The organism is Amazonocrinis nigriterrae CENA67, from assembly GCF_016056305.1.
In the GTDB taxonomy this organism is placed as follows: Bacteria; Cyanobacteriota; Cyanobacteriia; order Cyanobacteriales; family Nostocaceae; genus Amazonocrinis; species Amazonocrinis nigriterrae.
The window spans coordinates 35,078-59,069 of sequence record NZ_JAECZC010000059.1; the positions used below are offsets into that span (position 1 = coordinate 35,078).

General features: G+C 42.6%; 16 protein-coding genes and 2 pseudogenes. 10 read left to right on the forward strand and 8 right to left on the reverse strand.

All coding sequences use genetic code 11. The annotated features are described in order from the left end of the window. The first annotated feature begins 1,041 nt into the window (after positions 1-1,041). From petH to I8748_RS24390, 3 genes are all read left to right on the forward strand, one after another. The gene (gene petH, locus I8748_RS24380; protein ID WP_198127121.1) at positions 1,042-2,292 is read left to right on the forward strand and encodes a ferredoxin--NADP reductase; all 1,251 of its coding nucleotides are present in this window, start codon (positions 1,042-1,044) and stop codon (positions 2,290-2,292) included. A gap of 138 nt (positions 2,293-2,430) precedes the next feature. Next, positions 2,431-3,714 (forward strand): homoserine dehydrogenase, encoded by a 1,284-nt coding sequence (locus I8748_RS24385; RefSeq protein ID WP_198127122.1) that lies wholly within the window; start codon positions 2,431-2,433, stop codon positions 3,712-3,714. A 151-nt stretch (positions 3,715-3,865) separates the two neighbouring features. After that, the gene (locus I8748_RS24390) at positions 3,866-4,945 is read left to right on the forward strand and encodes an S-layer homology domain-containing protein (protein WP_198127123.1); all 1,080 of its coding nucleotides are present in this window, start codon (positions 3,866-3,868) and stop codon (positions 4,943-4,945) included. A 139-nt stretch (positions 4,946-5,084) separates the two neighbouring features. Here I8748_RS24390 and I8748_RS24395 read toward each other — a convergent pair whose 3' ends face one another. Then, the gene (locus I8748_RS24395) at positions 5,085-5,522 is read right to left on the reverse strand and encodes a CAAD domain-containing protein (protein WP_198127124.1); all 438 of its coding nucleotides are present in this window, start codon (positions 5,520-5,522) and stop codon (positions 5,085-5,087) included. An 839-nt stretch (positions 5,523-6,361) separates the two neighbouring features. Between I8748_RS24395 and I8748_RS24400 the strand changes: the two genes are divergently transcribed. Continuing rightward, positions 6,362-7,744, forward strand: coding sequence for an aldehyde dehydrogenase family protein (locus I8748_RS24400; RefSeq protein WP_198127125.1), 1,383 nt, complete (start codon positions 6,362-6,364; stop codon positions 7,742-7,744). A 70-nt stretch (positions 7,745-7,814) separates the two neighbouring features. Here I8748_RS24400 and I8748_RS24405 read toward each other — a convergent pair whose 3' ends face one another. The 3 genes and pseudogenes from I8748_RS24405 to I8748_RS24415 all read right to left on the reverse strand — a co-directional run. After that, on the reverse strand, positions 7,815-8,420 hold the full coding sequence (locus I8748_RS24405) for a sulfite oxidase-like oxidoreductase (protein WP_198127126.1): 606 nt from the start codon (positions 8,418-8,420) through the stop codon (positions 7,815-7,817). A 224-nt stretch (positions 8,421-8,644) separates the two neighbouring features. Continuing rightward, complete coding sequence (gene rpmF / locus I8748_RS24410) at positions 8,645-8,815, reverse strand: 50S ribosomal protein L32 (RefSeq protein ID WP_096558475.1); 171 nt, start codon at positions 8,813-8,815, stop codon at positions 8,645-8,647. A gap of 353 nt (positions 8,816-9,168) precedes the next feature. After that, positions 9,169-9,675, reverse strand: a pseudogene (locus I8748_RS24415) (hypothetical protein); the annotation flags it as partial. A 186-nt stretch (positions 9,676-9,861) separates the two neighbouring features. Here I8748_RS24415 and I8748_RS24420 point away from each other — a divergent pair. Beyond that, entirely contained in the window at positions 9,862-11,817 is a 1,956-nt protein-coding gene (locus I8748_RS24420) for a caspase family protein (protein WP_198127127.1), read from the forward strand. Between the two features lie 152 nt (positions 11,818-11,969). Here I8748_RS24420 and I8748_RS24425 read toward each other — a convergent pair whose 3' ends face one another. Continuing rightward, a complete protein-coding gene (locus I8748_RS24425; RefSeq protein ID WP_198127128.1) occupies positions 11,970-12,344 on the reverse strand; it encodes a Mo-dependent nitrogenase C-terminal domain-containing protein in 375 nt (124 codons plus the stop codon). A 582-nt stretch (positions 12,345-12,926) separates the two neighbouring features. Between I8748_RS24425 and I8748_RS24430 the strand changes: the two are divergent. Continuing rightward, positions 12,927-13,416, forward strand: a pseudogene (locus tag I8748_RS24430) (SLC13 family permease); the annotation flags it as partial. A 493-nt stretch (positions 13,417-13,909) separates the two neighbouring features. On the opposite strand, the gene I8748_RS24435 reads toward I8748_RS24430, so the two are convergent. The 3 genes from I8748_RS24435 to I8748_RS24445 form a co-directional block, all read right to left on the reverse strand. After that, positions 13,910-15,679, reverse strand: coding sequence for a ribonuclease J (locus I8748_RS24435; RefSeq protein WP_198127129.1), 1,770 nt, complete (start codon positions 15,677-15,679; stop codon positions 13,910-13,912). A 280-nt stretch (positions 15,680-15,959) separates the two neighbouring features. After that, positions 15,960-16,844, reverse strand: a complete 885-nt coding sequence (gene dapA, locus I8748_RS24440; protein WP_198127130.1) for a 4-hydroxy-tetrahydrodipicolinate synthase — start codon at positions 16,842-16,844, stop codon at positions 15,960-15,962. 287 nt (positions 16,845-17,131) lie between these two features. Next, positions 17,132-18,175 carry an aspartate-semialdehyde dehydrogenase gene (locus tag I8748_RS24445; protein WP_198127131.1) on the reverse strand — a complete coding sequence of 348 codons (1,044 nt, stop codon included), beginning with the start codon at positions 18,173-18,175 and terminating at the stop codon, positions 17,132-17,134. Positions 18,176-19,005: 830 nt separating this feature from the next. Here I8748_RS24445 and tig point away from each other — a divergent pair. The 4 genes from tig to I8748_RS24465 all read left to right on the forward strand — a co-directional run bounded on the left by tig (position 19,006) and on the right by I8748_RS24465 (position 23,801). Further along, entirely contained in the window at positions 19,006-20,445 is a 1,440-nt protein-coding gene (tig, locus tag I8748_RS24450; protein WP_198127132.1) for a trigger factor, read from the forward strand. A gap of 272 nt (positions 20,446-20,717) precedes the next feature. Then, a complete protein-coding gene (gene clpP / locus I8748_RS24455; RefSeq protein ID WP_198127133.1) occupies positions 20,718-21,416 on the forward strand; it encodes an ATP-dependent Clp endopeptidase proteolytic subunit ClpP in 699 nt (232 codons plus the stop codon). Between the two features lie 9 nt (positions 21,417-21,425). After that, positions 21,426-22,766: an ATP-dependent protease ATP-binding subunit ClpX gene (gene clpX / locus I8748_RS24460; RefSeq protein WP_198127134.1), complete on the forward strand. Its 1,341-nt coding sequence runs from the start codon at positions 21,426-21,428 to the stop codon at positions 22,764-22,766. 111 nt (positions 22,767-22,877) lie between these two features. Then, positions 22,878-23,801: an alpha/beta fold hydrolase gene (locus I8748_RS24465; RefSeq protein ID WP_198127135.1), complete on the forward strand. Its 924-nt coding sequence runs from the start codon at positions 22,878-22,880 to the stop codon at positions 23,799-23,801. The last annotated feature ends 191 nt before the right edge of the window (positions 23,802-23,992 follow it).

Sequence of the window (23,992 nt, forward strand, 5' to 3'; positions counted from 1 at the left end):
GGTAATTTTTGAGAAATGCCCAAATCATAGGGTGATTACTATGGTAGTTCTCAATGATTTATGAAATCAGCAAAGTCAGGCTTTTCCTTCATCCTTTGTAATGACAAATAACCTAACAAAGGCACAGAGCAGTAGGCAGGAGGCAGGAGAAAAGAATTTATTTCCCCTCTGCCAAAGGATACAGAGCAACTAAATTTATTGATGAACAAAAGTCAAAAACGTATTTGAGGACGCGCGTCTCTATATACAGTGTCCTTGTTAAAAGCCCTGAATTTATTTATGGGGATTCCCTACTGCCTCCTTAATGATGGTCATCACGAGAATTTTTGCGACTCAAATTAGATTGCTACATATTCTTCGGACTGTCACCAGCGCTGATCCTTGTGAAGTCGGAAATAAACCCAAGGCGTTTTATGAGGTCTACTGATAATGAGGTTGACAGATGCTTCACATCAAGTAAAACTTATTATAGTTGCTTATATCACGCAATAATGTTTGAGTGCTGTAATTGTAGTGTGTTATGGAATTATCCATCATCGGCAACTGAAAACAGCAAAAAACATTACTGATAGACATGTACTTAGGGAAGTTAAACCAAGTGGAAGAAATCTTCCTCTACTGGTTTTGCTTAATGTAAACCCCAAAAAAGCCAAAAATGGCGGCAGCTAGTGGAGGCAAAGTGAGTAATGGCTTTTGCCAATCAAAATTGCCTTCTGATGTCATAGACCATAGCGCATAGCCCTTTGGGCAGTAAAAAGCTATGTCCCTGATGGCAGTTGTAGTTCAGGAAAAAAACATTAAATTGACTCATTATTAACATTCTCCAACAGACTTATCCTTTACCTTAGAAGGTGAACAGGTGTGTTCTTTGCTATGCCTGCATGTCTTTGGTGAGTGTACTTAGCAAGGCATTAACTTACTATGCCGCTTTCCCATAGCGCTAGTTTTGGTAACCAAAAATCCGATAAACTAAATCTGGCGCGTGATGAGAATAGTTTTTTTTTGAGAAACGGTTAAGTAAAGATCGGAGTGATAGAACGAATGTACAATCAAGGTGCTGTTGAGGGTGCTGCCAACACAGAATCAGGTAGCCGCGTCTTCGTTTACGAAGTGGTGGGTCTGCGTCAGAACGAAGAAACTGATCAAACGAACTACCCAATTCGTAATAGTGGCAGTGTGTTCATCAGAGTGCCTTACAACCGCATGAATCAAGAAATGCGACGTATCACTCGCTTAGGCGGCAAAATTGTTAGCATCCAACCTTTTAATGCTTCACAGCAACTCAATGGTGCTAACAATGAGGGGAATGGTAAAGCCACACCTGCGAATGCTAACGCTGAAGAACAGCCCAAGAATAAGGACAACAAAGGCAACACCATGACTCAAGCGAAAGCCAAACACGCTGATGTTCCTGTCAACACTTACCGCCCTAACGCACCATTTATTGGCAAGGTGATTTCTAATGAACCTTTGGTGGCAGAAGGCGGCATTGGTATTGTTCAGCACATCAAGTTTGACCTGACAGGCAGTAATCTAAAGTATATAGAAGGTCAAAGTATCGGCATTATTCCGCCAGGTTTAGATAAAAATGGCAAGCCAGAAAAACTGAGACTCTACTCCATCGCTTCGACTCGTCACGGTGATGATGTAGATGACAAGACAGTATCACTGTGCGTCCGCCAGTTGGAATACAAGCATCCCGAAACCGGCGAAACAGTCTACGGTGTATGCTCTACACACCTGTGTTTCCTCAAACCTGGGGATGAGGTAAAAATCACTGGCCCAGTGGGTAAAGAAATGTTGTTACCCGATGACCCAGATGCCAACGTGATTATGATGGCAACTGGAACAGGTATTGCGCCGATGCGGGCTTACCTCTGGCGTCAGTTTAAAGATGCAGAAAGAGCAGCTAACCCAGAATACCAATTTAAAGGATTCTCTTGGTTAATATTTGGTGTTCCCACAACTCCAAATATCTTATATAAGGAAGAATTGGAAGAAATTCAACAGAAATATCCTGACAACTTCCGCCTCACTTACGCCATTAGCCGGGAACAGAAAAATCCCCAAGGTGGCAGAATGTACATTCAAGACCGCGTAGCAGAACATGCAGATGAACTGTGGCAGTTGATTAAGAATGAAAAAACCCACACCTACATATGTGGTTTGCGGGGTATGGAAGATGGCATTGATGCTGCTTTAACAGCTGCTGCTGCCAAAGAAGGAGTCACCTGGAGTGATTACCAAAAACAACTCAAGAAAGCTGGTCGCTGGCACGTAGAAACATACTAAATTAGTAAGTGGTCAGTGGTCAGTAGTCAGTAGTAGAGAACAAAACAACTAACAACTGACAACTGACAAAGGATAATCAGTAGGGTAGGCAAACAGCCTACCCTACAATTGTTATTGGTGAAATTGGGTGCAAAGTTTGTGGGTATAAAGCTAGGAATATTGGGATTAGGCACTGTAGGTACGGGTACGGTGCAGTTACTACAAGATGTAGTTGGGCGTCATCCGTTATTAAAGGAAATAGAAATATATCGGGTGGGAGTCCGATCGCTCTCCAAACCCCGTGCTGTAGAATTGCCAGCAGGAGCAATCACAACAGATTTAGAAGCAATTGTCAACGATCCGGCGGTGGATATAGTTGTTGAAGTGATGGGGGGACTAGAACCGGCGCGATCGCTGATTCTACAAGCAATCAACAATGGTAAACATGTAGTTACTGCCAACAAAGCAGTGATCGCTCGTTTTGGGGCAGAAATTTTCACCGCTGCTAATCAAGCCGGCGTATATGTCATGCTAGAAGCCGCCGTCGGTGGTGGTATACCCGTGATTCAACCCCTGAAGCAATCTTTAAGTGTTAACCGCATTCAAGCAATCACTGGCATAGTTAACGGTACAACTAACTACATCCTCACCCGGATGCAAACAGAAGGCAGTGACTTCAGCGATGTTTTAGCTGATGCCCAAAGATTAGGTTACGCTGAAGCTGACCCCACCGCTGATGTAGATGGGTTGGATGCAGCAGATAAAATTGCCATTTTGGCATCATTGGGTTTTGGTGGACGCATCCATCTGCAAGATGTGTATTGTGAAGGAATTCGGCAAGTCAGCAAAACAGACATTACCTACGCCGAAAAATTGGGATTTGTGATTAAATTATTGGCGATCGCTAAAAAAACTTCCTCATCCCCCCTCTCGGTTCGAGTCCATCCCACCTTAGTACCCAAAACCCACCCCTTGGCTAGCATTAACGGTGTGAATAACGCCATTTTGGTGGAAGGGGAACCCATCGGACAAGTGATGTTTTTCGGGCCTGGTGCTGGTGCTGGTGCAACTGCTAGTGCCGTATCTTCTGACATTTTAAATCTGGTTGCTACCCTCCAAACTAGTACAGCCAAACCAAATCCCTTGTTAGGGTGTGGACATCAACATTACTCTGAAATTGCCCCGATTGCCGAACTGGTGACACGATTTTATGCGCGGTTCCTGACTAAGGATCAGCCTGGAGTGATTGGTAAATTGGGTACTTCCTTTGGCAATTATGGCGTTAGCTTAGAGTCAATTGTCCAAACTGGTTTTCAGGGAGAACTAGCAGAGATTGTTGTTGTCACCCATGATGTGAAAGAAGGCGATTTTCGCCAAGCCCTTGCAGAAATTCGTGATTTGCCAGCGATAGATAGCATTCCCAGCTTACTACGAGTGTTATGAGAAATATGAAGTATGTACGGCTTTGCCGTTCCTAAAGGATAGGATAAAGGATGAATATTTTATCAGTCATACTTTACACTTCATACTTCATAGTTGATTTTGTGGCTTAATTGGTTTAGACACAAACTTTATTGCTACTAGGGTAAAAACGATGACAAACAGACCTACTGGCGATCGCGAGTCATCTGGGGAAAGTGCCCTTGGCTTTGATGAATTCATAGCCATTTTAGTTGCCTTCACTACTATCGGTGGGATTATATTTTGGTCATTTTCCCGTAAGGATAGTGGCTGGAACTTCAACAAAGTGCTGTCACCGTTGCCAATTCCATCTGCTAACGTTCAACCAAATAATCTGCCGTCACCATTCCCGACTGCTAAGTCAGAACCAAACCCAGGTTCTAACATCAACACTTTGCCATCGCCTCCAGATGCAGATGTTGTTGAACCCGACACGATGCAAGCCCCAATTGATCAGGTAATTCCTAGACAGGTCTTACCATCTCCTAATGTGGCTCCTATCGAGTCAAACAAGACGCAAACGCCTGTGAGTTTCTCGAAAGGCTTAGAGTCATCAATAAAATCATCACCTTTACCTTTAGTCTCGCCTGCCAAACAAAAGTCAACCATTCCGCCACCAATTGCATTTAACGATGTGTCTAGTGACTTTTGGGCAGGTCGTTTTATTGATGCTCTCTCTTCGCGTGGTATAATAAAAGGTTTTCCAGATTATACTTTTAGACCCAATCAACCTGTTAACCGTGCCGAATTTGCGGCCATACTTGAACAAGCCTTTGAAAAAGAGGGTAATAATTCCATCATATCCTTTCAAGATGTCTCAACAAAATTCTGGGCAACACCAGCAATTAACCGAGCTATTAACACTGGATTTTTAAAAGGCTACCCTAACAAAACCTTTAAACCCGAACAAAAGATTTCACGAGTGCAAGTGTTGGTTGCTCTTGTCAGTGGGTTGAATCTCAAAGAACCAGCAACCCCATCTCAGATTTTAAGTGTTTACAAAGATGCTCAAGATATTCCTAAGTATGCCACTGGTAAGATAGCAGCTGCCACAACCAATGGTCTTGTAGTTAACTATCCCAATTCCAAAATTTTTGCTCCCAATAAAGAAGCTACCCGTGCTGAGGTAGCTGCAATGATTCATCAAGCTTTAGTACGAACTGGGAGATTGGAAAGAATTTCATCTCAAAGTATTGTGCAATTGTCTCAATAAGCACTGATGACTGTTGACTAAATTTTGAATTTTGAGAAAAGCCTGAGCGGGGGTTGCCACTGCTCAGGCTGTTATGATTTTAAAGTGGAAGGTAGACACCTTATAGGGTGGCTTACTGGAAAATAAAACTGCTCAAATATTAAGCGTCTGGAGCTTGTTTACCTACAACTTGTGATTTGAGGGTTGTAATTTCATTAGTTAGCTCTCGCCTAGTTGAAGCTTTGAGTAAATAACGGTAAACAAACCAAGCAGAGTAACCAATACCAATCAATTCAAAAGTTGGTGCTATCAAAGGAATATCATTCAAAGAATCTAATACCGCCAACAGCACCTTAACGGCAACAATTGCTCCCAGAATTAAACCAACGCTAACCAGGGGTTGCTTGTACTGATTGAAGAAGTTTCCCACATATTCGGGCAAAGTCGCTAAAAAGCCAGAAATTTGTTCTCCGTATTTTAGCCACTCATCTTGAGACTGTGCAGGAGGCTGAAGTTTGGTAATAGTTCCGGTTTGGCTGTTAATCTCTGGCACTGTAGCCTCTTTGGACTTGGTTTCTGTGAATTCTGGTTCTTGCATTTTCACTTCCATAAATTTTGACAGTTGGGTTCTCTAATCCAGACAACTACAACCAAAAGGCTGTTGATTAGGCAATGCACTCGTGCATCACCACAACTGGGTTTAGGGCATAAAAGGGTTCATGTCAACCATAATTGCCCTGTAACCTCTACTGCATCAACTACAAGGTAGACAATCAGTAGAGAATAGAAGTCAGAAGACAGCAGGATTGGCTAAAATCAGCTTTCTGAGTTCTGGTTTTGTGAATCAACTGGAATCCTCAGGTTGTGATTGTCCTATGCTGTGTCAGTTGCTTATAATCGTACTCATTAAAGTACAAAACAGGCAAAAATCAGACTACCTCTCATTTATACAAGCATAAATGGCGATTTTGTCTGATATTAAAGCTATATTAATCCGCGATCGCCAATTATCCTATTGGTTCTTGGTATTAGATAGATAATAAAAGTTTTGATTTTTTCATTAAAACTAGACATTATAAATAGCTAATGATATAATTCCACGCCTATTTGAGGAGTTTATAGGTGGCGCACCGTTTAAGTACTATCCACAACTGTGAGGAGCGACATAATTGCTACAGCTATATCAGGTGTTTTTCGGAGATTTAATTACTGATGCTTTGGTAGAATCGTGGCTGAGGGCAGTTGCTAGTGCATTATCCTCTATGGCTACCCCCTTCAATACCAGTAAAAATACAGCCTAGCAGATGTTTTGACGAGTTATACAGCAATTTTTCCCCTGAGCAAGCAAATTTGGTTAAAAGCTGTAGATGCAGTTCAATTTACTACTATTACCACTAGCGAAATTCACAACCCAGATATTATTAACACAGTTAAAATATGGTTACTAATAAATCATCAAATATTGTTGATATTATCCAAAAACAGCGTGAGCTTTTTCAAACTAGTAAAACTAAAAATGTGAGCTTTCGCATTCAGCAACTCAAAATTCTTAAACAAGCACTAGTTGAGAATAAACAAGCAATTATCCAAGCATTAAAAGCAGATTTACAGAAACCAGAATTTGAAAGTTCCATTGGAGAATTTAGAGTCATCAATGATATTGATAATGCTATTAAATACATCAATAATTGGACTAAGCCGAAAAAAGCACCCCTTGCCAAAGAATTTTTCCTATACTCAGCGAAAATTTATCCAGAACCGCTGGGAGTTGCTTTAATTATTGGAGCTTGGAATTATCCATTTAATTTAATCATCTCACCTTTAATCGGTGCGATCGCAGCAGGAAATTGTGCAGTTATCAAACCTTCAGAACTTGCACCCCATACTTCCGCTTTAATAGCTGAAATCATAAATAAATATTTTGACCAAGAGTATATTGCAGTGGTAGAAGGAGGTGTAGAGACATCTCAAAAACTCCTAGCCGAAAAATTTGACTATATCTTTTTTACTGGTAGCACAGCTGTAGGCAAAATTGTCATGGAAGCGGCTGCAAAACATCTCACACCAGTTACTTTAGAGTTGGGTGGTAAAAGCCCTTGTTTAGTAGATACTGATATTAATCTTGAATATACCGCCAGACGCATTATTTGGGGTAAATTTTTTAATGCTGGACAAACTTGTATTGCACCTGACTATCTTTTAGTTGATCAAAAAATCAAAAAAGATTTAGTAAATGTCCTGCAAAAATTTGTAAAAGAATTTTTTGGAAAAAATCCAGAAAAGAGTCCTGATTATGCAAGGATTATCAATCAAAAACATTTTGATAGATTAACAAACTTTCTCCAAAATGGTAAAATTCTCATTGGAGGAGAAACGAATTATTCCGAACGTTATATTGCCCCAACACTGCTCGATCAAGTTTCTTTAATAGATCCTGTGATGCAGGAGGAAATTTTTGGCCCTATTCTGCCCATCATTGAATACAGCGATATTACAGAAGCGATCGCCTTAATTAATTCTCAACCAAAACCCTTAGCTTTATACTTATTTACAAATAATAAAACTCTTGAAAAGCGAGTTTTGCAGGAAACTTCATCTGGCGGAGTGTGTATTAATGATACATTAATGCAGTTTGCCGTCTCATCTTTACCTTTTGGTGGAGTCGGTGACAGCGGTATTGGTAGCTATCATGGTAAAGCTAGTTTTGACACCTTTTCACACTACAAAAGTGTATTGCAAAACTCATTTTGGCAAGACATCAATTGGCGTTATGCTCCTTACAAAAGCATATTGCCCATACTCAAACGACTTGTTAGTTAATTCTTCTTAGCGTCTTAGTGCCTTTGTGGTTCAAAATATTAACCACCAAGACACCAAGACACTAAGTAAATTAAAACCCAAAAGCACTGCTGTAACGCTCCTCCGCCCAAGGTTCACCACGGCGGTGGTAGCCATTGCGCTCCCAAAAACCAAGTTCCTCGTGATTGAAAAACTCCAAACCATTGATCCACTTGGCACTTTTCCAGGCGTAGAGATGGGGTACAACTAACCGCATCGGGCCACCATGTTCTGCTGGTAAAGGTTCACCAAATAATTTGAAAGCAAAGAAATTTTCTTCCCGTACAAAGTCTTCCATTGAAATATTGGTGGTGTAGCCGCCGTAGCAGTGTTCCATAACATGAACTGCTTCCGAGTCTACCTCAATCAAATCCATGAAATCTACCACCTTAATACCCGTCCACTTAACATCTAATTTTGACCAGCGGGTTACACAGTGAAAGTCTGCTGTGAATTCATGTTGAGGTAGGGTCATGAAATCTGACCAAGTAAAAATAATGGGTTTGACCGAACCCCAAACTCGAAATTCCCAATCTTCTGTACTGACTTGGGGTGTTGCACCATAGGTTAAGACGGGGAAGCCTTTAGCCAAATGTTGACCAGGAGGGACGCGATCGCTTTCTGTTTGATTTGGTTTCTGAAAAAATTTACCTGGCATACTATCTTTAAAAATCAATACTAAAAAATAGGGAGTGGCAAAAAAAGACTTTTCATCCTTTTAATGACCAGCAAATAGCCTATATTTTCAGATAGTTTACTCTTTATATGATTATTTGATCATCAGTCGTAAGTACAAGGTAATGGTAATTGTCCCCAATTACTCATTACCAAATTCTTATCGACTTAATTAGGTTTTGTGGTCTAGCTCTTACTGAAGAGGAATTATTCTTCTTCCTCTTCTTCAGCAGTTGGATAGACAAATGTGGAACGTCCAGTCAAAATCGACTTGCCTAGGGAGATGGCTTTTTGAGCTTCAACAGCAGCTTTATGTCTCCAGGTAGCTCGACGTTTATCTCGTTTGGATTTGGATGTTTTCTTCTTAGGAACAGCCATGATAGCGGATATCGCAATTCTTGACAACCTTTTTATTCTAAGCGATCAACTCGACCAACTTAAAATTTCACAAAATTGGGAATTGGGAATTGGGAATGGGGCATGGTCATTATTCCCGTTGTCTTCCTCATCCCCCTTATCTTTCCTGCTACTAGTGTGGATCACTAGCAAAAGTCCAATCACCAGGGTCGGTCTCCTAGATCTATGTCGGGGATTATGGGTTCTGTGGTTGCTGTGGGTGCTGTGGGTGCTGTGGGTGTTGTGGTTGCTGAGGGTGTTGTGGTTGCTGAGGGTGCTGTAGGTGCTGTGGGTGTTGTGGTTGCTGTGGGTGCTGTGGTTGCTGAGGGTGCTGTGGGTGTTGTGGGTGCTGTGGGAATAACAATAGCTGCCTGACCTGGGTTAGTAGTTGGCTGATCTGTGTCAAACCCAAGTAGCGATCGCGCTGTTTTGAAGTAAGTTGCCCAACGTTGGGCATCGGGACGGGTGCGCCATTGTTGGCGGCTGACTTCTAATGCTAAAACTGGTGCGATCGCGCCATAATTTTGTACGGAAACAATAATTGAAGTATCTGTTACTAAAATATCTTGGTCGAAGCTACGTTGAGCAGCAGCCCTCGCGGTCGCTTCTGCTCTTCGCAGTATGGTTTCATAGTTTTCACCTGGTAGTCGGTCAATAGTCAAGTCAACTCTGGCTGTATAAGCTTGCACAATTTGCGGTGTGAGCGTCTCTGTCAAAATCCAGAGGGGCACTGTGGAAAAAGTTAAAACTATTAGCGGAAATATCCGGATCTTCTTGCCAATTTGGCTAATAACTGGAAAGGGAATGATCCATGATAGTTGGTGAGCAACACTCCTGGTCATGACTTTATGGCTCCTGATTGATGAAATTTAATGCGAGTATTTTCCGAGCATAGATTGTCATTAAAAATACTTAAAATTAATGGCTCGATGAGAATCTCCTAGAGTATAAGACATAGGTTAGCTTTGTTTTTTCAGCAAAGCCAACCGCAATTTTAGGCAACCAAACCACAACCTACAAAGAGCGGGATGGCAAATTACTGGGCGATCGCTATTGGCATCAATCAATATCAGTTCTTTCAACCCTTACGTTGCGCCCAAGCAGATGCTGAGGCGTTAAAAGATTTTTTGGTTAAAGAGGCTGGTTTTGCACCCCAACGCTGTCTGTTGATGACAGATACTTCACCACCAATTGGAGATAGATCTACATATCCAACTAAAGAAAATATTCTTTTGTTACTTGAGGATTTGACAGCGGCGTGTTGGCAACCGCAAGACCATTTATGGTTATTTTTCAGTGGTTATGGGGTAAACTACGATGGCAAAGATTACTTGATGCCAGTGGAAGGAAATCCCAAACTAGCACAGGAAACTGGTATAGAAGTGCGATCGCTGATGCAAAGTCTGCAACTAGCTGAACTTAATGTGTTGCTGCTGTTTGATATCAATCGCGCTTCTGGTAGTCAAGCCGATGCTCCTGCTGGGCAAGAAACCCTAGAATTAGCTGAAGAACTACAACTTGCCACAATTATTTCTTGCCGACCAGACCAATTTTCCCGCGAAAGTAGCGAACTAGGTCACGGATTCTTTACAGCAGCATTGTTGGCAGCTTTGCGTTCTGGTAAAGGTAATAGCTTGACGGATTTAGAAAGCTACCTCATTATTCTCACTCCAGAATTATGTCAACATTACTGGCGTCCTACACAAAACCCCGTCACGGTCATCCCATCAAGCCAGCATGACATTCTGCCTGATCTGGGAATACAAAGCAATAGTGTAGAAATCCCCAGCACAATCGAACCCACTGAAGTAGAACCAATTATTTTTCCAGAACAAACCTTTGCTGTGGCAGTTGCAGCCCCCTCCCTGGAAGCAAAATCCCCGATAACTTCAGCCAAATTGCCAAAATTGGGTATGTGGGGAGAAGCCCAAACGGCTAAAACTACCCTCAGTGATACTTCAGCGCCAGCAAAGTCCTCGAACTTGACATCAGGAATCGAAAACTTCGAGGAACAAAAATTTGCTGCGTCTACTGACTTATCAACAACACAGTACTTTAACCAGCCATCCCAACCAGCCTCACCATCTCAGGAGATGGGTGGAGGTAGGTTTGTGCCGAATGTTCCTCAACCTTACGTATCTCGCTTGCAAGAGAATCAGACAAACTCTGCATTGTGGAAACAGTTCTTATTGTGGGGTGGGGGCACTATGCTGGTAGTAACTTTAATTTCCGTAGTGGTTCTACGTAATCATGCACAATTATTAAGAACTAAACAGATATCGCCAGCATCACCTAATAATGTCTCAAATGTCCGCTCAATTTCCGAGACACCCCCAGTAATTACACCAAAAAACCAAACTACCGCCCAAATAGGCTCTAATTCCGAATCCAAAAAGCGTAACCAAGCAGTGCTAGACCTAGCGAAAAAGTCACTTAAACAAACTCAAGCTAGCGATTTGAGCAAAGCGATCGCCACTGCTCAAGAAATTCAGCCAGGTGAACCTCTTTACGAACAAGCTCAAGAAAATATTCAGATTTGGAGCCGGATGATTTTAGATTTGGCAGAGGGTCGTGCCAAACAAAGGCAGTATAGTAATGCGATCGCTGCTGCTCGATTAATCACCAAAGACGAAGCCCTTTATCCCAAAGCACAAGCAGCAATTAACCAGTGGCGTTTAGAGGCTAAGCAGTACCTAGCCAACAGAACGCTTTTGGATGCCGCTAATGCTTTAATTAAGCCAGGACAAGCATCTACTTATAATCGTGCCATCGAAGTAGCTAAGAAAGTACCACAAGGTCAACCAGGCTTCGACCTAGCACAGAAATCGATTAATAACTGGAGTGAAAAAATTCTAGACATAGCAAAAAACCGTGCTGATCAAGGAGACCTCACGGCGGCTATTGAAACTGCAACTTTAATTCCAGAAGTAACTGCCGTTTATGAAGATGCTCAAGAAGCAATCCAAAAATGGCAGAAAAAATAGTAGCAAAATAGTTATGAGTTAAGAGTGAGAAGTTAGGAGTTAAAAATAAAACTCCTAACTTTTAACTCAGCAACGCCACATGCTCTACTTGGGGAAACCCCAAGACCGCAGTGGCTCCTCAGCACTCAGCACTCAGCACTCAGCACTCGCTATTAGCAGTACTGCGATACATCCTCGCCGCATTCATCGGCTAGATAGCACAGCGCTCGAAAGCGTAAACCAACTACTTCTTCATATAAAGGGTTGAGTTTACACATGGGCGGAATGTGAAACAAGGTTTTGCCAAATATTTTGACATCACGCTCAAAGGGACATTGAGCAGGAATCAGTTTACATAAGCGGTGAGCTAGTTGGCGATCGCGCACTTGAATGTTGTCTACCCACCGTCGCAGTGGTTGGAGAATGTCATAAGTTCCGGAAACGGGGCCTTGCAGGTGGGCTACATGGGTGTTGCTAGTTTCTGCTTGATGTATCAAAACCCAGCTTGCAAGAAAAATCTTTTTTGTGGTATTATCGAATACCTTCATGATTAAGCCTCTGTGTTATTGAGGTTATTCACCTTGCTGATGAATATGTACGACGTGGCAACGACCTTTACCGGAAGAATCGTGTTCTGACTGAGATATAATATGAAGTCTGAATGGCCACTTGAGTCAGAACCTAATTTATTACTACGTCAAGTTAATCGCAATTTCCCGCAGATCGGTAGCGTAATAATACGATCTTGTTCATAACTTGACACAGTTTAAATTTTAATAAAGACATCTATCATTGGACGGATTTTAGTTTATAATTTACAATTCGTTACAAACCAAGTTTTTGTAATATTTTCGGTAGGTATAAGTATTCAGGACTGGGTACTGGGTACTGGGAAAGCATTCTCATGTTTCGGCTTCGCTCAACTTAGCCTGAACGCAGTCGAAGGCTAACATTTGAAAGGGATCAGAACAAATTCTGTAATTTTTATGAGTTCTAACCCATTGCCCCCTAATCCCCAACGCCACTTGCGCGGCTGCCGGGGAACCCGTCCAACGCAGTGGCTCCTCCCTTTCGGTCGTGGGGGCCCCGAGTTCCCCAATCCCTACTCCCTAATCCCCAGTCCCTTTTACGTGATTGTCTTACAATTTGCGACCTACAGTATTTTAGGGCTAAGTTACCTGGGGTTAGGATTGGGCTATATTCCTGGGTTACGCATGAACAGGGCGACTATTGCCTTGCTTTGATCTGCCTTTTTAATTGCTTTGGGTGTTCTGAATTTACAACAAGCTTGGCAGGTCATTGATGCTAACACCATCGTGTTTTTGTTGAGCATGATGGTAGTTAATGCCAACTTATCCTATGCAGGGTTTTTCAGTCGAGTGCTATCGCTACTGTTGAGTTATACTCGCAGTCCTCTGGGCTTGTTGATTGCTTTCACCTTTGTAGCGGTATCCTTAGTGCTTTTTTCTCAATGACACTCTAGCACTGATTTTTACACCTTTAACTTTGAGCTTGACTCAAACATTAGGTTTAAATCCGATTCCCTATTTACTAGTGATCGCTGGTGCCACTAATATAGGCTCGGTAGCAACTTTGAGCGGTAATCCTCAAAACATCCTCTGCTAACCTGATAGTTGTAGAAGCTGCCGCCGATTTAGGCTAAAAGCTTACCTTAATTGAGCATCTGCGATTTGGGTTGCCCTTGACTTTGTGTACTTTACTTCTAGTTTATCTTTTCATTCACTGAAGGTAATGGCTTACCGAGTTGAATATGCTTATTATTAAACGAACTGCAAAGGATGCAAAGGACACAAAGAAAAAATATCAGGTTGCCTTGGTTGTTTTTTAGTCAGTACCTCTGACCGTTAGGAGGGGGTTGTAAAGGCAGTCCCATTTTTTGAATTTCTAAAAAGAAGCGAACTAATATTAGAGTGATAACCGCTTTGGTTTATCTCCAAGGAATTCTCCTGGATAGACGAATGATGACACAATGAAGCCTCTGATGGCTTTATCAGAGGCTTCATGATTCAGGTATAGCTGATTTTCTATGCGTTAGCAGGCTGAAGATTGCGCTACTTTAATCTTTGATTGTGAAATCTTGATTTTAATTTCCCTAGGATGCCACTTGAGCAGCAGTCCGAGTCCGCCGCCTTCTACCGTCAGCAACTTTCACAGGTGGCTCATCAGGAATCTGCATCAACAAAGTCACAGAAGGTTGACATTGCAATTCTCGACGAATGGAACGCTGCAATTCCCGTTCAAGAGTGCCTTGTAAGCCACCCCAGTCTACCTCTGGTTGCTCACCAGTCAAAGCGGCAAATTCTGACCAGCGAACGCTGAGAATTTCTTCAATTCGCTGTTGTACCCACTTTTGCAGCAGCGATCGCTCTACACTTGTGACTACACCCCGCAAATGAATTTCTGGCTTTGCCAATAGTTTGCCATTCCAATCAATAGCAGCAGCGATGGTGACAATACCTTCTTCAGCCATGCGTTGCCTTTCTTGCAAGACTTTAGCACTCACCATGCCAGAACTAGTAGTATCCACCAGTTCTATACCAGATGGCACTTTACCAGCTACACCAATGGCGTCTTCAGTCAGTTCGACGATATCACCATTCTGAATAATCACCATGTTCTCTGCGGGAATACCCATACTCTGAGCGGTTTCTGAGTGCTTCACCAGCATCCGATGTTCACCATGAACTGGCAAGAAAAACTTGGGTTTAGTTAAGGCAATCATCAGCTTTTGGTCTTCCTGACAGCCGTGACCTGAAACGTGAATTCCTTTGTCTCGACCATAGACCACTTTCGCTCCTTGCATCATCAATTTATCGATGATGGTCACCACAGCAATTGTATTTCCAGGAATGGGGTTGGCGGAAAATACTACTGTGTCTCCTTCGCGGATTTTGATGTGGGGGTGTTCTTTGTTGGCAATTCTGGTCATTGCTGACATTGGCTCACCTTGAGAACCTGTGGTGAGAATCAGCACATTTTCGTCAGGTAGGTTACGAACTGCGTGCAACGGTTGCAGCAGGTTGTCTTCACACTTGATGTAACCTAAATTCCGGGCATGAGCTATCAAATTCAACATTGAACGCCCTACAACTGTCACCACCCGATTGTGCTTCTTCGCCAAATCCAAAATCATGTTGATGCGATGCACGCTAGAAGCAAATGTGGTGACGAACAGTCGCCCAGTAGCTTGGCTGAATACCCGATCTAAGTTGGGATAAACTGAACGTTCCGAAGGTGTAAATCCTGGTACTTCTGAGTTAGTGGAATCACTCAATAAGCAAAGTACGCCTTGTTCACCATGTTCTGCTAATCGTTGCAGGTCAAACCTTTCACCATCGACGGGAGTATGGTCGATTTTGAAGTCTCCTGTATGAATTACCACACCCAAAGGAGTATGAATAGCAACAGTAAAGCTATCAGCTATAGAGTGAGTGTTGCGGATATATTCTACAAAAAATGATTTACCAATCCGCACTACATCACGGGGAAGGACTTTTCTTAATTCTGTGCGATCGCGTACTCCTGCTTCTTCTAATTTACCCTCTAGCATTGCCATTGCTAGTCTGGGCCCGTAAATTACAGGTATTTCAAATTGTTTGAGGTGAAAAGCAATGCCACCTATATGATCTTCATGACCGTGGGTAACGATCATACCTTTAATTTTGTGGCGATTTTCCCGCAGATAAGTTGTATCTGGGAGAACAATATTTACTCCATGCATTGCCTCTGTAGGAAATGCTAAACCTGCATCTAATAAAACAATTTCGTCATCGTATTCAAAAACACAGGTATTTTTACCAATTTCATGCAAGCCGCCCAAAGGAATAATTTTGAGGGCGGAGTTAGCTTCGTTTTTAGCCATTTTCTCCTTAGATTGTTGTTTTGCTGTTTAGTGTTAATAAATTGAAAGTTAGCGAGCTTTTATGAAAAACAATACCGACTTTCTATCTGAAAGCAGTTAAATTTTAATTCAGATGTTCAATTGTTTGTTCAATAAAATACTTTTTAGACTGAAGGATTCATTCTATGTCTATAAATGTCATAGCATAAGCGTCAGTAGCGCAAATTTATCAAAGATTATGCCCTTTTTCCATATAGGTTTTTATCGGCTATTAGCTAGCAAATCTTTGACAAATTGCTACCTAGATTAAACCAAGTTTGTTCAGCACTGCCTCTAACTTTTGACTGACTTCCGAGTCTGCTTCGGATAACGGCGGACGAGTTGAACCAACCTCCCAACCTTGAAGATTCAATGCTTTTTTAACTGGAATGGGATTTGTAGTTAAAAATAAGGCTTTAAACAAGGGGAAGAGTTGTAGATGAATCTCACTGGCAACTTCAACTTTTCCCGCACTAAAAGCTTGAATCATCTGCTGTAGTTGGTTGCCTACCAGATGAGAAGCCACACTTACTACACCCTTCGCTCCAATCGCTAACAAGGGCAAAGTTAAAGAATCATCTCCAGCGTAAAGGTGAAATTCTTTTGGTGTCAAGCGGCGAATTTCACTTGCTTGATCTAAATTTCCACTCGCTTCTTTGATACCAACAATATTTTTAATCTCAGCTAACCGGGCAACTGTTTCGGGACTGAGATTTTGACCGGTACGCCCTGGGACATTATATAACAATAACGGGAAGTCGGGACAGGCTTGGGCTATAGCCTGAAAGTGTTGATAAAGACCTGCTTGCGGAGGTTTGTTGTAATAGGGAACAACTTGTAAAGAACCGTGTACTCCTATTTTAGCTGCTTTTTGGGTAGCAGCGATCGCTTCTTTGGTGGAATTAGAACCACATCCTGCTATTACCTTGGCTTTTCCTCCTACGGCTTGCAATACTGAAACAAACAACTCGTATTCCTCATCCCAACTCAGTGTGGGAGATTCACCTGTTGTACCACATACCACCAATGTATCTGTGCCGTTCTCAACTAGATACGCTGCGAGTTCTGCCGCTACATCATAATTTACAGTACCGTCTGTTTTGAACGGCGTAATCATAGCGGTTAAAACTGTGCCAAATTCTCCCACCCTCTTTTCACTCCTGATTACCCAAATTGTTTTATGTGTCTTGGTGGTTTTTAATTGTAATAACCTATTCGTCAACTGCTTTCAAGCGTATTTCACACATTTGTTAGTTGTCAGTTGTCAGTTGTTAGTTGCTACTAACCCTTCGGGTGACGCTCTTGCGTCGAAGATCGCTCTTGAGATCGTCAGTTGCTCATGGGGGAAACCACGCCACATGCGCTCGTCTGTTGGCAGAGCGCACTCTTCGCAGTGGCTCCCCAAGACCGCACTGACTCACCACTGACCACTGACTACTTTGAAACGTATGCTGTTTTCGGCTTGAGTAGGTTTTTCTCTACGAGCAATTCAGCAATTTGTACTGCATTCAAGGCTGCACCTTTACGAATTTGGTCTCCACAAAGCCACAGTTCCAAACCGTAAGGATGAGAAATGTCTTGCCGAATTCTACCTACTAAAACTTCATCAATACCAGTCGCTTCAATTGGCATAGGAAAATGATTGGTTCCCCAATCTTCTAACAATTTCACACCAGGGGAACGACTGAGAATAGCTCTAGCTTCATCTGGACTAAAAGGTTCCTCAAATTCTAGATTAATTGCTTCTGAATGGGCACGCAGTACGGGAACCCGTACACAAGTAGCAGTGATTCTGATCTCTGGCGTTGCGAAAATCTTTCGAGTTTCGTTGACCATTTTCATTTCTTCTTCACAATATCCCAAATCATTCAATGGGGAGTTGTGTGGAAATAAATTAAACGCCAACGGGTAAGGCAATACCTCAGCCACTGGTGACTGTCCTTGTAATATGGCACTGGCTTGAGTTTTTACTTCTGCCATTGCTTTGGCACCAGCGCCACTGGCAGATTGATAGGTTGAGGCTACAATGCGTTGCACTGGTCTTTTTTGATGCAGGGGCCAGACTGCTACGGTCATCAAAATTGTTGTGCAGTTGGGATTGGCAATAATGCCTTTGTGATTAGCAGCTGCTTGTGGGTTCACCTCTGGGACAACTAAGGGGACTTCTGGGTTCATCCGAAAGGCACTGGAGTTATCTATGACTACTGCACCTTTTTCTACTGCAACTGCTGCCCATGTTTTAGATGTGGAACCACCTGCACTGGCTAGTACCAAATCTACATTTTCAAAGGCGCGATCGCTCACTGACTCTATGGGCAGATCTTCTCCTTGAAAGTGCAGCGTCCGCCCTACACTTTTTTCTGAAGCTAGCAACTTCAAATCCGAAACCGGAAAATTACGCTGTTCCAGTAATTCAAGCAACTCTGTGCCAACAGCACCAGTCGCTCCCAAAATAGCTACACGATAAGATTTAGTCAAACGGGCTTCCTCCTTTAAGAGGTTGTATGCAACTTTTTACAGTAATTCACAATCTATCCATATTTATTTAAATAACTACAGCAGACATTAGATAAAGATTTTTTAACTATAGTTGAGTTTTCTGATCTAGATACATTTATTGTTGAGCTGAAACCAGTTAAGTGCTATCGGAATTTACAATAACTACTGTTTGAATTTACTACAACTTTAAAAAAGTACATATCATTATACAACAAACTACAGTTTAGTTGAAAAGATAAATATTTATACTTCACTTGCGTAGAAGTCTTCGATTTTTAAAGTAAACAAATATTACGCCTGAGAAAGTGATTTTCTAGGAAGATGGATGTACTATGATCCAATGTAAACGAAACTAGCACCGCAAAAAAGCTAAGCTATGCGGTCAGGCAATAGATACGCTGAGTCACACAAGGTAGACAGACCCAACTCTCAAGTATTGGAGTAAGATATGCGGGATGATAACCAGGATATCACGGTGTTAGCCTTCTGAGTCACAAGTCCAGTTGATTGGGATTGGAGATTGGGGACTGGGGGCAGGGGAGCAGGAGGAGATGAGGGAGAATAACCAATGCCCCATGCCCCATGGACAATTCCTTCAAATGGGTAAAGTTATTTCTGTAAAGTGTCCAGTCCTTTGCTATTGGCAGTAAACTGGATATCTACTGAAGGGCACCGAATCCATAATTGGGATTATTTAGTATGCCTTGTGGATACGTTTTATCCTCGCCAAGAAACATTAACCCACAAAAGCGGTCAATCGCGTCTTGTGTGTACTTGGAGTCAAAAATACCAGAAAATAGAAACTAAGCATGAAAGTCACCCAGGAGAAACTTCCCGCCAGCCAAATAGGGTTGGAAATAGAGATTACGCCAGAACTTACCAAGCAAACTTACGAGCAGGTAATTAAAAACTTAACTAGTACTACAAATATTCCTGGGTTTCGTAAAGGCAAGGTACCTCGGCAGATATTACTACAGCGCCTGGGCGTAACTCGCATTAAGGCAGCAGCACTGGAAGAATTAATTCAAGATGGCATTGAAAAAGCAGTCAAACAGGAAGCTATCCAGGCCATTGGTCAACCACAGCTGCGGACTTCTTTTGAGGAATTGATTAATAATTATGAACCTGGAAAAGCTTTGACCTTTTCTGCTGCTGTTGATGTAGAACCGGAAGTAAATTTAACACAGTACACTGGTTTGCAAGTCAAAGCGGAGGAAGTCAAGTACGACCCAACTCAAGTAGAGAATGTCCTAGACAAGGAACGTCAACAAATGGCGACCTTAATTCCTGTAGAAGGACGTGCAGCGCAAATTGGTGATGTTGCTGTAGTTGATTTTAAAGGTGTCATTGCCAAAGGTGAGGGTGAGGATGAAACAGCCGAACCTACACCAATTCCTGGAGGCGAAGCAACTGATTTTCAACTGGAATTGCAGGAAGATAAGTTTATTCCTGGTTTTGTCTTGGGCATGGTAGGGATGAATCCTGGAGAAACCAAAGAAATTTCGGCTCAGTTTCCAGACCCCTATGCCAATGAAGAATTAGCTGGAAAACCAGCACTGTTCACAGTTACACTCAAAGAACTCAAGGAAAAAGAGCTACCAGAATTCAATGACGACTTTGCTCAGGAAGTCAGCGACTTTAACACCTTAGATGAACTTAAGGCGTCTTTAGAAGAGCGCTATCAGAAAGAAGCCGAAGAAAAAACCAAAAACAATAAGCAAGAAGCATTGTTAGCTGAATTAGTCAAGCATCTAGAAGTTGACTTGCCACAAACACTGATTGAGCAAGAAGTAGACTCCATGCTGACGCAAACAGCAGTGCGGCTTTCTCAGCAGGGATTGGATGTGAGAAAGTTGTTTACCCAAGATATTATTCCCCAGTTACGGGAGCGATCGCGCCCTGAAGCTGTTGAACGCCTCAAAAGATCACTGGGATTAAGGGAAGTCAGTAAACGCGAGTCTATCGAAGTCACACCCGAAGAAATTCAAGCTAGAGTCACAGAACTGTTACAGCAGTACACAGAACAAGAGGTTGATGAAGAAAGACTGCGCTCAGTCGTGGAAAATGAACTGCTATCCGAAAAAATCATTGATTGGCTCCTAGAACGCTCATCAGTTGAACTTGTAGCTGAAGGTTCTTTAAATACTGCACAAGAAACAGCAGCAGAACTCACACCTTCAGATACAACTGAACCTCAGACTGAGGAACAAAGCACCGAAGCTACTACAGAATCAACACAGGGAGAATGAAAACTTTAGCAGCCAGATATCCTGGATGATGAGTGCTGAGTCATGAGTTTTACAAATTTTTACTCAGCACTCATCAATGTTAAGGCGGCATATTTACGCAATCTTCAAGAAATTGTGGCATCTATACCGCCTGAGCTTAATCCGGTGTTACACGACAAGAATATGAATGAGGCATAATGGTTAACACATACCTCAACAAGAGCAATCGTATTCTTTAACAAAGCGGCACTAGCTGCTGAAACTGTGTCCTATTTATTCTCAAATGTGATTGTATGCTGACATCGCAGTCGGGAAATTACCCTATTAACAACTCCAGTCGAATCGGAATTTACTCCCACATGAGTGGCCCTAACAACATCGTGCCGATGGTGGTAGAACAGTCTGGTATGGGAGAAAGGGCTTTCGACATCTACTCCCGCCTACTGCGAGAGCGGATTATATTTTTAGGAACGCCCATAGACGATGCGATCGCCAATTCCATTGTTGCTCAGTTGCTATTTCTAGACGCTGAAGACTCAGAAAAAGACATTCAACTGTACATCAACTCTCCTGGCGGCTCCGTCTACGCAGGGATGGCAATCTATGATACAATTCAACAGATCCGTCCAGATGTTGTTACCATATGCTTTGGATTAGCCGCAAGCATGGGAGCATTTTTGCTCACAGCAGGAACAGCAGGTAAGCGCATGTCTCTACCTGACTCCCGGATCATGATTCACCAACCACTGGGCGGCGCTCAAGGTCAAGCTATTGACATAGAAATTCAAGCAAGGGAAATTCTTTACATTAAGGCAAAGTTGAATCAGTTATTGGCTAATCACACTGGTCAACCCCTAGAAAGAATTGAAGCAGATACTGAGCGCGACTTCTTTATGTCCGCAGAAGAAGCGAAAAATTACGGTTTGATTGATCAAGTCATCTCCAGACAAAATCTTCCCACCGCCGGGGAAAACGTCACCATTCTGAAATAAGAGGCTGGTATGTCTAAGTACGACTCCCATTTAAAATGTTCGTTTTGTGGCAAGTCTCAAGAGCAGGTGCGTAAATTGATCGCAGGGCCGGGAGTCTACATCTGCGATGAATGCGTAGACTTGTGTAATGAAATACTAGATGAGGAGTTACTCGACACAAATGGTGCAGCTTCGCAACCAGCGCCAAAGTCAGAACCACCCCAAAAACGCCGTGCCCGTTCTTCTAATCTCTCGTTTAATCAAATACCCAAACCCAGAGAGATTAAGAAATACCTAGACGAACATGTCATCGGTCAAGACGAAGCTAAGAAGGTGCTATCAGTCGCAGTATACAATCACTACAAGCGGCTAGCAATCCTTCAGTCTAAAGGCAATGGCAAAGGTGGAGCCGATGATGCTGTAGAACTGCAAAAGTCCAATATTCTGTTAATTGGCCCGACAGGTTGTGGCAAAACTCTCTTGGCACAAACCTTGGCCAAAATCCTAGATGTACCCTTTGCTGTAGCCGACGCCACTACGCTGACAGAAGCAGGGTATGTAGGAGAAGATGTGGAAAATATCTTACTGCGACTGTTGCAAGTGGCAGATTTGGATGTAGAGGAAGCACAACGCGGAATTATCTACATTGACGAAATTGACAAAATTGCCCGCAAGAGTGAGAATCCCTCAATTACACGCGATGTTTCCGGTGAAGGCGTGCAGCAAGCTTTGCTGAAAATGTTAGAAGGAACGATCGCTAATGTACCACCCCAAGGAGGACGAAAGCATCCTTATCAGGACTGCATCCAAATTGACACCAGCAATATTCTGTTCGTCTGTGGTGGTGCTTTTGTTGGTTTAGAAAAAGTGGTAGAGCAGAGAGCGGGTAAAAAGTCAATAGGATTTGTCCAACCAGGAGAAGGACAATCGAAAGAAAAACGCGCCGCTGATACTCTCCGCCATCTCGAACCGGATGACTTAGTGAAGTTTGGCATGATTCCCGAATTTATTGGACGAGTACCAATGGTGGCGGTGGTAGATCCCCTGGATGAAGAAGCGCTAATGGCGATTCTTACCCAACCACGCAGCGCCTTAGTCAAGCAGTACCAAAAACTGCTGAAGATGGATAACGTCCAATTAGACTTTAAACCAGATGCCTTAAAAGCGATCGCTCAGGAGGCCTACCGCCGGAAAACAGGTGCTAGGGCACTGCGAGGCATTATCGAAGAACTGATGCTGGATGTCATGTATGAGTTACCATCCCGGAAGGATGTAACTCGCTGCTCAGTCACGCGGGAGATGGTTGAGAAGCGGTCTACAGCTGAACTGATTGTACACCCATCTTCATTACCTAAGCCAGAATCAGCGTAATTGAGTGCTGAGTGCTGAGTGCTGAGTTAAGTAGCGTAATTGAGTGCTGAGTTAAGTTAGGAGTGTAGAATTAATTCTAAACTCCTAACTCATAACTGTTAACTTGCAAAAATGCCTTCTATTAACGTTCGTGGCGTTGAACATTACTACGAGTGGGTAAAAGAACCATCTAGTTCTTTAATAAAGCCAGTGATGGTTTTTGTCCACGGTTGGGCGGGTTCTGCTAGGTATTGGAGAAGTACCGCCAATGCTTTGTTAGACCAATTTGATTGTCTACTCTACGATATGCGGGGGTTTGGGCGTTCTGGTGGCAAACCTACCATAGTCCAAGCCAGCGAGTCTGTTGTTGAGTCTGAGTCTTTGCAACAAGAATCAACAGCAATTAAAGAGTTAACTTATGAATTAGAAGAATACGCTGAAGACTTGGCAGCTTTGTTAGATGAGTTGCACCTCCAACGCGTTTATATAAATGCTCACTCAATGGGCGCTTCTGTTGCTACTTTATTTTTTAACCGCTATCCCCAAAGAGTAGAACGAGGAATCTTAACTTGTAGCGGCATTTTTGAATACGACGAAAAAGCTTTTGCAGCTTTTCATAAATTCGGTGGTTATGTAGTGAAATTCCGTCCTAAATGGTTAGGGAAAATACCATTTGTTGACCGGATGTTTATGGCTAGATTTTTACATAGCCCCATCCCCAAATCTGAAAGGCAGGCTTTTTTACAAGATTTTATGGAAGCAGATTATGATGCAGCCCTTGGTACAATTTTTACTTCAGTAAGTAAGGCACAATCTGAAGTGATGCCAGGAGAGTTTGCTAAGCTGACAGTGCCGACTCTGGTTATATCGGGGGAATATGACAAAATTATTCCTGCCGAGATGGGTCGTCAAGCAGCTGCACTGAATGACAAAGTAGAGTTTGCCGTTATTCCCAATACAGCGCATTTCCCGATGTTGGAAGATGCACCAGCTTATCTACAACGGGTGCGAGAGTTTTTGCAAATTCCCACACCAGAACTGCTTCATAATTCGTAATTACTCGCTTCCCTACCAGAAGAATAATTATTTTGAACCGCACCAGGCGCAGAGGACACAGAGATAGGAATGAATCCTAAAGTTCAGTTAAGGTTAATTCAACTTTGTTGCAAGAGTCGCAACGAGTTCTTAGAGGATGTCTGAAAAGTCGAAAATTATACTAGTAACCCCTCTCCAAACCTCTCCCCGAA